The organism is Allobosea sp. Root483D1 (assembly GCF_001429505.1).
Classification (GTDB): Bacteria; Pseudomonadota; Alphaproteobacteria; order Rhizobiales; family Beijerinckiaceae; genus Allobosea.
In genome coordinates this window covers 396,796-409,799 of sequence record NZ_LMJW01000023.1, presented here as the reverse complement: position 1 = coordinate 409,799, position 13,004 = coordinate 396,796, and the positions used below count along the sequence as shown (strand labels likewise).

Annotated in this window: 12 protein-coding genes; 8 read left to right on the top strand and 4 right to left on the bottom strand. The window is 64.9% G+C overall.

What is annotated here, in order from left to right:
* Nucleotides 1-9: 9 nt before the first annotated feature.
* Together ASE66_RS31000 and ASE66_RS30995 are read left to right on the top strand one after the other, a co-directional pair.
* The gene (locus ASE66_RS31000) at nucleotides 10-942 is read left to right on the top strand and encodes a pyridoxal-phosphate dependent enzyme (RefSeq protein ID WP_057193884.1); all 933 of its coding nucleotides are present in this window, start codon (nucleotides 10-12) and stop codon (nucleotides 940-942) included.
* A 63-nt stretch (nucleotides 943-1,005) separates the two neighbouring features.
* On the top strand, nucleotides 1,006-1,569 hold the full coding sequence (locus tag ASE66_RS30995) for an isochorismatase family cysteine hydrolase (RefSeq protein WP_244495136.1): 564 nt from the start codon (nucleotides 1,006-1,008) through the stop codon (nucleotides 1,567-1,569).
* A gap of 361 nt (nucleotides 1,570-1,930) precedes the next feature.
* Here ASE66_RS30995 and ASE66_RS30990 read toward each other — a convergent pair whose 3' ends face one another.
* The 3 genes from ASE66_RS30990 to ASE66_RS30980 all read right to left on the bottom strand — a co-directional run bounded on the left by ASE66_RS30990 (nucleotide 1,931) and on the right by ASE66_RS30980 (nucleotide 5,305).
* Nucleotides 1,931-2,797 carry an alpha/beta hydrolase gene (locus ASE66_RS30990; RefSeq protein WP_057193805.1) on the bottom strand — a complete coding sequence of 289 codons (867 nt, stop codon included), beginning with the start codon at nucleotides 2,795-2,797 and terminating at the stop codon, nucleotides 1,931-1,933.
* Nucleotides 2,794-4,485, bottom strand: a complete 1,692-nt coding sequence (locus ASE66_RS30985; RefSeq protein ID WP_057193804.1) for an amidohydrolase — start codon at nucleotides 4,483-4,485, stop codon at nucleotides 2,794-2,796. Before ASE66_RS30985 ends, ASE66_RS30990 begins: the two co-directional genes overlap by 4 nt.
* Nucleotides 4,486-4,558: 73 nt before the next feature.
* Nucleotides 4,559-5,305, bottom strand: coding sequence for a GntR family transcriptional regulator (locus tag ASE66_RS30980; RefSeq protein ID WP_057193803.1), 747 nt, complete (start codon nucleotides 5,303-5,305; stop codon nucleotides 4,559-4,561).
* Nucleotides 5,306-5,450: 145 nt separating this feature from the next.
* Here ASE66_RS30980 and kynU point away from each other — a divergent pair, with 145 nt between their 5' ends.
* The 4 genes from kynU to ASE66_RS30960 all read left to right on the top strand — a co-directional run bounded on the left by kynU (nucleotide 5,451) and on the right by ASE66_RS30960 (nucleotide 10,083).
* The gene (gene kynU / locus ASE66_RS30975) at nucleotides 5,451-6,713 is read left to right on the top strand and encodes a kynureninase (RefSeq protein WP_082613891.1); all 1,263 of its coding nucleotides are present in this window, start codon (nucleotides 5,451-5,453) and stop codon (nucleotides 6,711-6,713) included.
* A gap of 121 nt (nucleotides 6,714-6,834) precedes the next feature.
* Nucleotides 6,835-7,866 carry an amino acid ABC transporter substrate-binding protein gene (locus ASE66_RS30970; RefSeq protein ID WP_057193802.1) on the top strand — a complete coding sequence of 344 codons (1,032 nt, stop codon included), beginning with the start codon at nucleotides 6,835-6,837 and terminating at the stop codon, nucleotides 7,864-7,866.
* Between the two features lies 1 nt (nucleotide 7,867).
* A complete protein-coding gene (locus tag ASE66_RS30965; RefSeq protein ID WP_057193801.1) occupies nucleotides 7,868-9,043 on the top strand; it encodes an amino acid ABC transporter permease in 1,176 nt (391 codons plus the stop codon).
* Entirely contained in the window at nucleotides 9,040-10,083 is a 1,044-nt protein-coding gene (locus ASE66_RS30960) for an amino acid ABC transporter permease (RefSeq protein WP_057193800.1), read from the top strand. Before ASE66_RS30965 ends, ASE66_RS30960 begins: the two co-directional genes overlap by 4 nt.
* Before the next feature lie 449 nt (nucleotides 10,084-10,532).
* On the opposite strand, the gene ASE66_RS30955 is transcribed toward ASE66_RS30960, so the two are convergent.
* Nucleotides 10,533-11,057 carry an Lrp/AsnC family transcriptional regulator gene (locus tag ASE66_RS30955; protein WP_057193799.1) on the bottom strand — a complete coding sequence of 175 codons (525 nt, stop codon included), beginning with the start codon at nucleotides 11,055-11,057 and terminating at the stop codon, nucleotides 10,533-10,535.
* Nucleotides 11,058-11,218: 161 nt separating this feature from the next.
* On the opposite strand from ASE66_RS30955, the gene ald reads away from it, so the two are divergent.
* Entirely contained in the window at nucleotides 11,219-12,334 is a 1,116-nt protein-coding gene (gene ald, locus ASE66_RS30950) for an alanine dehydrogenase (protein WP_057193798.1), read from the top strand.
* 158 nt (nucleotides 12,335-12,492) lie between these two features.
* The gene (locus ASE66_RS30945) at nucleotides 12,493-12,867 is read left to right on the top strand and encodes a VOC family protein (RefSeq protein ID WP_057193797.1); all 375 of its coding nucleotides are present in this window, start codon (nucleotides 12,493-12,495) and stop codon (nucleotides 12,865-12,867) included.
* The last annotated feature ends 137 nt before the right edge of the window (nucleotides 12,868-13,004 follow it).

The following is a 13,004-nucleotide window of genomic DNA, read 5'->3' as shown; positions in this document are numbered from 1 at the left end:
AAGGCCATGATGTCCCTCCATGTCAGAACGCCTGCCTATTACTCATCGGCTCTCTCCCGCGCGAGCCGGTGCAAGGTCTGGCTGAAGCTCGAATCTCTCCAGCCGACGGGATCGTTCAAGCTCCGCGGCATCGGCCTTGCGTGCCAGCACTATGCACGGAGCGGCGCCGAGCGTTTCGTCAGCTCATCCGGCGGCAACGCCGGGATCGCCGCCGCCTATGTCGGGCGTGAGCTTGGCATCCCGGTGACGGTGGTCGTCCCCGAGACGACACCGGCAAGGGCGCGTCGCCTTATCTCCGATATGGGTGCCGACATCCTGATCCACGGCGCGTCCTGGCACGAGGCGAACGAGCACGCACTTGCGATGCTGACGGGCAGCGATGCGTTCATCCACCCTTTCGACGATCCAGTGGTCTGGAACGGACATTCGACGATCATCGACGAGGTGGTCGAGGCGGGATTGCAGCCCGACCTCGTCGTCCTGTCCGTCGGCGGAGGGGGGTTGCTCAGCGGCGTCGTCGAAGGCTTGCGGCGTCACAATCTGGCGATACCTGTTCTTGCTGTGGGGACGACGGGTGCCTCCTGCCTTGCGCAATCGGCTGCCCGGAACGAACGCATCGTCCTGCCGGCGATCGACAGCATCGCCACCTCGCTCGGCGCCCGCCAGGTGGCGGAGCATGCTTTCGCTCTGTTGTCGAAGCATCGCATCGGCTGCGCCGTGGTGTCGGATCTTCAGGCAGTCAACGCTTGCCTGCGCTTCCTCGACGATCATCGAATTCTGGTCGAGCCAGCCTGTGGGGCGAGCATCGCCACGATCTACGAGCAGGTGGCGGAACTCGCCGATTTCCAGAACATCCTGCTCATCGTCTGCGGCGGGGCGATAGCGACCGCGGAGCAGCTGACCGCATGGCGTCGCAGTCTCGCGTCAGCGAGCGCTTCCTGAGCCCAGGTCGAAGTTCGCGTACGAACCACAAGGCCTGGTCCTTTCTAACGCGAGGTGATTCCGATGACGGTCGAGTTCGAAGGCAGCTTCGTCGAGAGGGCGGCCCTCGTCGTCATGCACTATCAGGTCGATGTGTTCGACATTCTGTTCGGCGAGCAACCATCGCCGTTGCTGGATCGCTGCAACGCCTTGATCCGGCGTTGGCGCTCCACCGGCCGGCCGGTGCTCTTCCCGAATTTCTCGTTGGGCGAAGGCTATGAGCATGCGCCGCCGGCGAGCAACCGCCAGATCACACCTTATCTCCCGAGCGGGCGATTTCGGACCGGGCTGCCTGTCACAGGGTTGGCCGTGGAGACAGGAGATCTCTTCTACGCATGTCCGCGCGCCAGCGTCTTTCATGGCACGTCACTCGACGCCGATCTCAGGACGCGGGGAGTAAGCACCCTCGTCATGGCCGGGATAAGCACGACCGGCGTCGTTCTTTCGAGTGTCGCCTGGGCCTGCGATGCGGATTACGATGTGCGCCTGGTGGAAGACTGCTGCTACGATCCTGACCAGGACGCGCATGAGGCCCTGTTTCGCTCAAATTTTGGAGGGCGCGTGCAGGTGGTGAGCGGGGTGCGTTGAAAGCTGACTCGGTTGATCTGAACAGTTTCGGGGCTCTTGCTAAGCGGGTTTCGGCCTTGGTTATGCCGCAGCGGCGATTGGCAGCAACGCGTTGAAGTAAGTTGGTCCGGTGTTTCCCGGGCCAAGCCCTGGTGCCGCTTCAGGGGCGGCGCCGTACTGTCAGTGCGTGCCCTGAATGTCTACTTCCGGGCGATCGCCAAGAGTCGGCTATTGGCGCGTTTCTACCAAGTTTCGACTGTAAACAGCCCTAGCCTTAGGATTGGCCTGCCTCTCAATCGACATTTCGGCCGCTCATCACCCTAGCCGGCAAAAACTCCAACTTCCGTCGGTCCAGCACACGGGCTCGGATCAGTGCGGCGATCTAACCCGACGAGAGCGTCATGGTCTTCGCAAGCTCTTCGAAGAGCACGCTATTGCGCGCGGCGAGCATGCGGCTCACCTCGAAATGGTTCTGTCTCGGTGCGAGCAGTAGGGCGCTCGACTTTCCGACCTTCCGCAGTGCTTCGTGGAAGGTGCTGGCGTGGCGCCGATACTCGTCGGTCTCGGCCTCGCCATAAGCGATGAGGACGGGGCAATCGCACCTTGCGGCATGTCGAATGGGACTGAAGGCGTCTATCTCGGTCGCGGTCAGGCTGAGATAAGCCCCTCGCGCGCTGAGCATCGGCCCCTCGAGGTCATATGCGCCGCTCGCGCAGAGGGCGCCCGCCACCATGCCGGCCTCTATCCGATGCGGCGTGTCGGCCGTGAGTGCCGCCGAAACGAGATGGGCGCCCGAGGAGTGGCCGATCACGAACAGGCGGTCGGAATCGAAGCCGAGCTCATCGGCATGGCGGGCGAGCCAGCCGATGCCGCGCTGGACCTGCATCACCATCTCGGGCAGCCGGGCGGCAGGAATGCTGGCGAAATCCAGCACGGCGAAGTTCAGGCTGGCGCCGACGAAGGCTTCCGCCGCGAAGGCGCTGTCCATCCGGTTAAGCATGCGCCATGCGCCACCGTGGACATACACGACGAGGGGAGCCCGGGGGGCGGCCGCCGGAAACAGATCGATCCGCTCGGCCGGGCCCCCGCCATAGGCGAGATGGCGGCAGGCGAGCCTCCGATGCGCCTCCAGGCTGGCGTCGCGGTACCAGGCAATGATCTCCTGGGCATTGGGCGCCCAGGCAGCTTGATTGTAGTTCAGGTCGAGCCGCGTCTGGTCGTAGTCGAGATAGACGGCGTTCTTCGTCATCGCCGGCCTCCATCTTCCAACCGATAGACGACGCGCCCGTCGACGATGGTGAGCTCGGCCTCTATCCGGGCCAGTTCGTCGGGCGCGCAGGACAGCGGATCGGCCGAGAGCACGGCGAGGTCAGCGAGCTTGCCGACGCCGATACTGCCCTTCTTGCCATCCTCGAAGGTCAGCTTCGCTCCGCCGAGCGTGGCGCATTCGAGCGCTTCCTCGCGCGTCAGGGCCTGCTCCGGCGAGATGACCGCGCCCTTGCGGTCGCGCCGGTGGACCGCAAGGGAGAGCGACTGGAACAGGCTGAGCGGCGCGTTGTCGCTGCCGAAGGAGATCGGCACGCCGGCCTCGCGCAGCGAGCGCAGCGGCACGATCTCGCCGGCCCGTTCGCGTCCGAGCTTGTCGACCAGCTCGCTGCCGCGCTTGTAAATATAGGCGGTCAGGTGGGTGGTGACCGCCAGACCGAGATCGGCAACCTGCTTCACCTGATCCGGCGTCAGGCTGACGACATGGCCGAGAACCCAGCGCTGGCCCGCGATCGGGGCGATCTTGTCCACCTCGGCGAAGAGATCGAGCATGTTCGGGAGGATGCCGACCGCGCGGATGCCGTTGCGCGCGGCCTCGACCAGAACGTCCTTCAAAGCCTCGCGCGGCAGCGACGAATTGTAGTGGAAGCCGGCCCAGCCCGTCTGCGGAAAGGCGGTGCTGCGCAAGTCCCGCTCGATGGAATCGTCGATCTCGCCATAGATGCCGGCCATCCCGAGCCAGGCGTCGCCGATGCCTTTGCCCGCGAGCCAATGCCCCCAGGAATTGAGCAGGGCGCGGCAATCCTGCGCCGAGGTCGAGGGCCAGGCCGGGCTGAAGATCATCGAAGCGCGGACGGTCTGGCGACCCTCGGATCGAACCTGCCGATAGGCGTCCAGCACCTCGGCGGCGATGCCGTGGCCTTCGAACACGCTTGTCGTGCCAGCGCGGTTGTAGAGCTGCATCGAGGCGGCGAGCGCGCCGGCCCGCTCGCTAGCGGAGAAATGCGGCGCCCGGCGCATCAGGCTGTGCTCGACCACCGGCATCTTGTTGGTCTCGACGAAGATCCCATTCGGCTCGCCATTGGCGGCGCGGCAGATCTCGATCGAGGGGGCTGGCGGCACCGTCGACGCGTCGATCCCCGCCAGGCGCAGGGCCCGGCTGTTGGCAATCGAGACCAGCGGCAGGCTCGAGCGCCAATAGCCCCAGATCGAGCGGATATAGACCGGGTTGTCGGGGGCGGCGCGATCGAGGTCGTGGCGGTCCGGGAAACGGTGCTCGGCGATGCCGGCGAGCACGTCCTCATAGCTCGGCGGAATGCCGATCGGCATGGTGATGATCCATTCGCCCGGCTTCTTGGTGCGGGCGATCGCGGCGATGCGCGCGACGATGTCGTCGATCGAGCGACAATCGGCGAGCGAGGGCAGCACGCTCTTGAGACCTTCGCGATCGAGATGGGCATGGCCATCGATCAGCCCGGGAATGACAGTCCGGCCGGCGAGATCGACGATCTCGCATCCGGTGGGGGCGCGAGCGGCGATCTCCGCCGATGAGCCGAGGGCGGCGATGTGGTTGCCGGATATCGCCAGCGCCTCGCAGATCCCGTGCTCGCCGAGAACCTTTCCGTTGACCAGCGTGAGCGAGGGACCGGCATCGGAAAAGGCGGAAGGCATGGGAAGTCCTCATCAGCTTGCGGATCGCGGCCGTAGCGAGCGGCCTTCGGAAGTATCGGGGACGAGCGGTAGATCAGGCCGTCCTGCTGGGCGCCCCATCGAGATCGGTGGCGAGGAAGACCTTACGGGTGAACTCGATATGCTCGCCCAGCAGCCTGACGGCGCGGTCGGCATCGCGATCCAGCGCAGCGTTCATCAGGGCGGTATGCGGTTCGAGCGCCAGCGCATCGCGCAGTGCTGCGAAACCTGGGCTGTCCTGCCATCTCGCACCGGAACGCGCATGCGACAGGGCCGGCGCGATCGAGAGCACGCGGTGGTGGCGCCGCAGCTGGTCCTTGATCTGGACATAGAAGCGCATCAGCCAGGGCGAGGTGTTGGCGGCGAGCAGAGCGGTGTGGAAAGCTTCGTGCCGCTCTTCCCAGTCGGTCAGGGCGAGCTCCTCCGGGTTCTCCACCGGTGGCGTGCAGCGCGACAGCCGGTAATGGGCGGCGACGAGCGCCGTCTCCCAGGCTTCGTCCCCCTTTGCGATCGTTTCCGCCAGCATCGGCAATTCGACCAGGCGCCGCGCCCGGGTCAGGTCGCTGAGCTCCTCCAGCGAGACCGGTGCGACGGCATAGCCCTTGTTGGCGCTCAGGATGACAAGCCGCTCGGCTTCGAGGCGGGAGAGCGCCTCGCGTAACGGCGTCCAGCCTATGCCATAGGCCTCCCGCATCGCGCCGAGCTTGAGCGGTGCACCGGGCCGCAGCCGGGTCTCCAGAATGTCCTGGCGCAATGTTCGATAGGCGAACTCGCTCTTCGTGGCGACGTCAGCTTCGTCCATGGGGTCCTCGCGCGGTTCGCTTCATTATATATAATATGATGCTGTAGGCAAAATTATATATATCTATTGACACCTTCGATAATCGTCGAAATGATCCCACCCGACTAGCCGCAGGACGGCCATAAAAATCATGGGTGGAGGCAAGATGAGCTTGGCATCGCTGGGCAGTGCGGGCGGCATGTCGGAAGGGGCGCGCCGCGACGCGGCCGATCCGCTGCGGCATCTGCGGGCGCGCTTCCATCTGCCGGAGAGCACGATCTATCTCGCCGGCAATTCGCTCGGTCCGGCGCCGGTCGCAGCCTTCGGCGACATGGAAACCGCGCTGCGCCGCGAATGGGCGGAAGGGCTGGTGCGGAGCTGGAACGATGCCGGCTGGTTCGCGCTCGTCGGCACCCTCGGCGATCGCCTTGGCCGCCTGATCGGCGCCGGTCCCGACCAGACGGTGGTCTGCGATTCCGTCTCGGTGAACGTCTACAAGGCGCTTCACGCCGCGCTGGGGCTGCGGCCAGGCCGCACTGTGATCGTCGCCGAGGGCGGCAGCTTCCCGACCGATCTCTATGTGGCCGAGGGCGTGGCGGCCGGCCGGCCCGACATCGAGCTGAAACTCGAGGGCGTCGATGCCGCCAGGATCGAGGACCTGATCGACGAGCGCACGGCAGTCGTGCTGGTCAACCATGTCGACTACAAGACCGGCGAATTGCGCGACATGGCAGCGCTCAACCGGCTGATCCACGCCAAGGGCGCGATCGCGGTCTGGGATCTCTGTCACAGCGCGGGCGTCGTGCCGGTCGATCTCGACGGGGCGGGCGCCGATCTCGCGATTGGCTGCACCTACAAATACTTGAACTGCGGCCCGGGCGCGCCGGCTTTCATCTATGCGGCCTCGCGCCACCATGAGGCCTTGTCGCAGCCACTCTCCGGCTGGTGGGGCCATGCCGCGCCTTTCGCCTTCGAGCGCGGCTATCGGCCGGCGGGCGGCATCCAGCGCCTGCTCTGCGGCACACAGCCGATCTTGTCCATGCGCGTCGTCAATGCCGGTCTGGCCGCGATCGAAGATGTCGAGATGAGCGCGCTCAGGGCCAAGAGCCTCGCCCTGACCGATCTGTTCATGGACCTCGTCGAACCGGTCTGCCGGATGCATGGCGCGAGCATCGTCACGCCGCGCGATCATGCTGCGCGTGGCAGCCAGGTCTCGATCACCTTCGAGCACGGCTTTGCCGTGGTCCAGGCCCTGATCGCACGCGGCGTGGTCGGCGATTTCCGGGCGCCGGACATGATGCGCTTCGGCTTCGCGCCCGCCTATCTCGGCTATGCCGACGCCCAGGCCGCGGCGGACGCCTTCAACGATGTGATGACGTCGGGACTCTGGCGCAACGAACGCTTCACGAAGCGCCGCGCCGTCACCTGACGGCGCCTCGGCGGACCGACCACAAGAGCGCGAGCGGCAAAGAGCCCGAGCCCGCGTCGATCGGGAAACACAAGCCCAACGCGTCTTGTGGCGTAGAACGGGTGTTCCAGGGGAGGAGCTCATGAGGATTCCATTCAAGCAGGGATTCGCCGCCGCTGCGCTCGCGGTCGCCGCAAGCTTTTCCGCCCCGGCTGAGGCCGGGCCGACGCTCGACGCCGTCCGCAAGCGCGGCGAGGTCGTCTGCGGCGTCAGCACCGGCATCGGCGGCTTCTCGATCGCCGACAGCTCCGGCCGCTGGACCGGGCTGACCACGGATTTCTGCCGGGCCGTGTCGGCGGCGGTGCTGGGAGAGGCCGCGAAGGAGAAATTCGTCCCGCTCAGCCCGCAGCAGCGTTTCACCGCCCTGCAATCGGGCGAGATCGACATTCTGACCACCGTCGCGACCTGGACGCTGACACGCGACGCCTCCCTTGGCCTGCTGTATGCCGGCGTCTATTTCTATGACGGTCAGGGCTTCCTCGTGCCGAAATCGCTCGGCCTCAAGAGCGCGCTGGAGCTGGACGGCGCCAGCATCTGCACGGCCACCGGCACGACGAGCGAACTCAACCTCGCCGATTACTTCCGCGCCAACGGCAAGGCTTTCAAGCCGGTCGTGTTCGAAGCCCAGAACGAGGCGCGCGCCGCCTTCTTCAGCGGCCGCTGCCAGGCCTTCTCGGCCGACATGTCCTATCTCTCCTCGGTCCGCGCCTCGGACGCACCGAACCCCGACGAATGGCAGATCCTGCCGGAAATGATCTCGAAGGAGCCGCTCGGCCCGGTCGTCGCCCGCAACGACCTCGATTGGTACACCATCGCGAAATGGGTGCTGCTGGCGCTGATCGAGGCCGAGGAGAAGGGCATCACCGCCGCCAACATCGATCAGATGAAGGACAGCGCCAACCCCGAGATCAAGCGGTTGCTCGGCACGGCCGGCGACCTGGGCCAAAGGCTCGGGCTCGATCCGGGCTGGGCCTATCGCGCGATCAAGCGGGTCGGCAATTACGGCGAGATCTTCGAGCGTAATGTCGGCCCCAAGACGCCGCTGCGGATGGAGCGCAACTCCAACGCGTTGTGGACGCGAGGCGGGCTGATGTACGCCATGCCCGTCCGCTGAGATGAGCGCCGCCGCGCTCCTGCCGACCAGATCGGCGAGAGGCTGGTCCGATCCGGGCTTCCGCGCTCTCGCCACGCAGGTGATCGCGCTGGCCGTGCTGGCCGGCACCGTCGCCTTCCTGGCGACGAACCTCGTCGGTAATCTCGAAGCGCGCTCGATCCGCACGGGCTTCGGCTTCCTTTGGCAGGCGGCCGGCTTCGAGATCGGCCAGAGCTTCATCGCCTGGAGCCCGAGCGCGAGCTTCGGCAGGGCGCTATTGGTCGGCCTGCTCAACACGCTCGTGGTCGCCTCGCTCGGCATCGTGCTGTCGACGCTCGCCGGCTTCGTCGTCGGCATCGCCAGCCTGTCGCGCAACCCGCTGGTCAGCCCCCTGGCACGGCTCTATGTCGAGCTCATCCGCAACACGCCGCTGCTGCTGCAGCTCTATCTCTGGTATGCGGTTCTGACCCAGATGCTGCCGGCGGCCTCGGCCGCGCCGCAGCTCCTTCCGGGTGTCTACCTCGCCAAGAGCGGCTTGCATTTCCCGGTGCTGCAGCATGGTGCCGGGCCGCTACTGCTGGCGGCGCTCGTCGGCGTCCTCGCCTTCGCCTGCCATGGCCTCTGGGCCCGCCGCAGGGCCGAGCGGAGCGGCGTGCCGGCGAAGCTCTGGCCCGGTCTGCTGCTGCTCCTGCTGCCAATCGTCGCCGTCGCACTCGAGCGCGCCGTGACGGCGTCCTTCGACGTGCCGCGGCCGACCCGCTTCGGCTTCTCCGGCGGCGGGATGATCACGCCTGAGCTGACGGCGCTTTTGATCGGGCTGTCGCTCTACAACGCCGCCTTCATCGGCGAGATCCTGCGTGCCGGCATCCTCTCGGTCGGCCGCGGCCAGCTGGAGGCCGCCGCCGCGCTCGGCTTGAGCCGGGGCCAAGCCTTGCGCCTCGTGGTGATCCCGCAGGCGATGAAGGTCGCGGTGCCGCCGCTCGCAAGCCAATATCTCAACCTGGCCAAGAACAGCTCGCTCGCCGTCGCGATCGGCTATCCCGACCTGATGTCGATCGGGAACACGATCATCAACCAGACCGGCCAGGCGGTCGAGGTGATCGCGATCCTGATGAGCATCTACCTGACGCTGAGCCTTACGATCTCGGCCTTCATGAACTGGTACAATGCCCGCGTCGCGCTCAAGGGGGCGTCATGACCGCAGCGGCCCTTTCTCTGCGGGCGCGCCTGTTCGGCAGCGTGGGCAATACGCTCCTGACCATCGCGATGCTCGGCCTGTTCGCCGTCTATCTGCCCGCGCTGTTGCGCTGGGCTGTTTTCGACGCGACCTGGTGGGCAGCGTCCCCCGCCGCCTGCCGCGCGGCGGGCGGGGCCTGCTGGGCCTTCATCCACGAGAAGTTCCGACTGGTCCTGTTCGGCCGTTATCCGTTCGAGGAGCAGTGGCGCCCTCTCTTGGCCTTGCTGCTGACCATCGCGCTGGTGCTGGCGGGCTGTTCGCTGCGCTTCGGCTGGCGCGTCGTCGTCGCCGGCGGGCTGGCGGGTATCCTCGCCGTGATCGTGCTGATGCGTGGCGGCGTGCTCGGCCTCGGATATGTGCCGACCGATCTGTGGGGCGGGCTTCCGCTGACGGTCTTCCTCGCCGTTGGCGGCATCATCGGCGCCTTCCCGCTTGCGATCGGGCTGGCACTCGGCCGGCGCTCCGAGCTCGGCGTTATCCGAGGCATCTGCGTCGTCTTCATCGAGATGGTGCGAGGCGTGCCGCTGGTCAGCGTCCTGTTCATGGCTTCGTTCATGATCCCGCTCTTCCTGCCCGGCAAGCTGCAGGTCGATGCGCTGCTGCGCGCGCTCATTGCGATCACTCTGTTCAGCGCGGCCTATCTGGCGGAAGCCATTCGCGGGGGCCTGCAGGCCGTCCCGGCCGGACAGGAGCAGGCGGCCAAGGCGCTCGGGCTCGGCTACTGGCAGACATCGCTGCTGATCGTCGTGCCGCAGGCGTTGCGGCTCGCCATTCCCTCGATCGCCAATCTGTGCATCGGCCTGTTCAAGGACACATCTCTGGTGGGCATCGTCGGCCTGACCGATCTCCTGCTGGCGACCAAGCAGGCGCTCGGCGATCCGCAATGGCGCAGCTTTTCGCTCGAAGGCTACCTCTTTGTCGCCTTGCTCTATGTCGCGTTCTGCTCGTTCATCTCGCATTACAGCCGGACGCTGGAGCGGCGTTTGCGATCCAATGTCTGAGTTCAACGATCTGACCGCGGTTGGATGAGCTCGTGGAAAGGACGAATCCATTTGACGCTTGTCTTGGCTGAATGATGTTTGGCGGTCGAAGGCTGAGCCACCGCTGTCGCTCCACGATCGCTCCCGTGTCCATAACCAGCGTATCCTCCACAGGACCGCCCAGGTGCTTCGGAGCGGCTGCCGTTGGTGCACAGCTGAAGGCACGCGGCCTTTCGTCAATCAGGCAGGACACGCGTTGGCGTCGACCAGGGCTTCTGCACGGCCACACCCACATTCTCTAAAATGGCGTCGTGAGGAGTGCTCTAAGCAATGAGCTAGGCGGGGGCGCATGTCCGTTTCCTGGCAATGAGCCAATGTCCGCTGCTGGCGCTGCGCGACCGTGACCCTTTGCAGCGGGAGTTTTCAGGCCGGCCGTCCGGCGCTCCATTGCGCTTGAGACTATTGGCAAGTCACGTCATCTGCCGGGGCGTCCTTCGCTCTCGGTCCGCTTGGCCGTGACGCCCCTCTCCTGATTGGAGCGGAGGTAGCACAGGCCTCTCTATGACCTGACGGAGCGCAAAGCTTGATTGGATCCGCGCAACGTGCGGCAGTCGGGACAATTGCGTCTTGTGAACATGCTCAAAGTCCTCGACGTCTCGGGCGACGACAGTGAGCAAATAATCGTCCTCTCCCGACATTAAGAAGCACCTCAAAACCGAGGGGCATTTGGCGACGGCCTTTTCGAATGCGGAAAGGGCGTCTTCACTCTGGCTGTTCAGAGCCAGCCTGATGATGACGGTTACCCCTAGACCAAGCACCTTCTGGCTCAATCGCGCGTGATAGCCGACGATCACGCCCTCCTCCTCCAAGGCGCGTTGTCGCCGGGCTACTGCTGTGGCCGACAAGCCGATGCGCTCGGCGAGCTTGATATGGCTTGCACGGCCATCTTCCACGAGTTCGGACAAAAGGATGCGCGACAGATTATCTAGCGCCATGTTGTGTTCCTGCGACCACGGCCCACTTTACGCATGATACCAGCGCCATATCCACAATTATCGCTCGAATCCGATGAAACTGGCGACAACTCCACTGCACTTCGTCGAAATTCGTTCCAGCTCCTGCGCTACTATCGCCGCTCCAAACTCGGGAGGATCAAATGCGCGTAGGCGTTCCCAAGGAAATCAAAGTTCATGAATACCGGGTTGGCCTAACGCCGGAAGCCGCGCGAGAGTATGTGTCTGCCGGGCACGAGGTGCTTGTCGAGACGAATGCCGGTGCTGGAATCTCCGCCTCGGATCAGGCTTACGAAGCTGCCGGCGTACGCATCGTGGCAACCGCGGCCGAGATTTTTGCCAAGGCTGAGATGATCGTAAAGGTCAAAGAGCCTCAGCCCTCGGAATGGACCCAGCTTCGCGAAGGGCAAATTCTCTTCACGTACCTGCACTTGGCTCCGGATCCGGAACAGACGGCCGGTCTGCTGAATTCCGGCGTAACCGCGGTCGCCTATGAAACGGTGACGGATCGTTTTGGCGGCCTCCCTCTGCTCGCTCCCATGAGTGAAGTTGCGGGTCGACTTTCGATCGAAGCAGCGGGATTGTGCCTGCAGCGGCACTCAGGTGGCCGAGGGATGCTGATCGGAGGCGTGCCGGGCGTAGCGCCTGCGCGCGTTGCCATCATTGGCGGTGGGGTGGTTGGGACACAAGCTGCCCGGATGGCGGCTGGGCTTGGAGCTGACATTGTCATTCTCGATCGGTCTCTCGCCCGCCTCAGGCAACTGGACGAGCATTTCAGTGGTCGCGTAAAAACGCGCTTTTCCACCCAACAGGCCATCGAGGAAGAGGTGCTTGCGGCCGACGTGGTGATCGGGGCCGTCCTCATTCCGGGGGCCGCAGCCCCCCGTCTCGTTTCCCGCGAACAACTCTCGAGGATGAAACGCGGAGCGGTGCTCGTCGATGTTGCGATCGATCAAGGAGGCTGTTTCGAAACATCCCGACCGACGACGCATGCTTCACCCACCTTCGAGATTGAAGGGATCATTCATTACTGCGTCGCCAACATGCCCGGAGCTGTCCCGCTCACATCGAGTTATGCCTTGAACAACGCCACGCTGCCGTTCGGTCTGGCATTGGCGGCACGTGGCCTGAAGGCGATTGAAGAAGATCCGCACCTCGCCGCCGGCCTGAATGTGCACCGAGGCCAAATCACAAATCCACAGGTCGCCGAGAGCCTCAACAAGCCATACGAGCCGGTTCAAAAGGCGATTGCCGCCTGATGATCGAGCTCCAGCTTCAAAGGACGACAGGGCCGGAAGCGCACTGTGATCCTGCCCCCTCCCGTGCCCTCACAAGGTCTGAAACGCTCCTTCCAGACCGACTGGAGCATGGGAACACAAGCCGAATGTCCGCACCGGCCCCTATCGGAGAGAAAAGTATGTTCACTCACGTCATGTTAGGCAGCAACGACTTGGAGCGGGCCAGAATTTTCTACGACGCCACGTTCGCTGCGTTAGGAGGCGAGCCGGGCAAGCTGGATGCCAGGGGCAGGTTGATCTATGGCCACAATGACGATCGGCTGATGATCACGAAGCCAATCGACGGCAATCCAGCGACCGCGGCCAACGGTGGGACTATCGGTATCGCCGCTGCGAGCCGTGACCATGTTCTCGCGTGGCATAACGCGGGCACAGCGCATGGTGGGACGGCGATCGAGAGCCCACCCAGCGAGCGCCCGAACGGAGCGTTCGTCGCCTACCTTCGCGATCCGGACGGAAACAAGCTCACCGCGCGCTCTCGGCCGACAAAGTAACACAATCGGCAGCAGCCGCGCCGAAGATCATCCCGAATTTCTGGAAATCCGGCGGCAAGCGGACGGTCCGATCCTACCCGTAGGCGGCTCGATTGGGCCGGGCCGCAACGATCTCTGCGTCGTCATTCCCATAGATC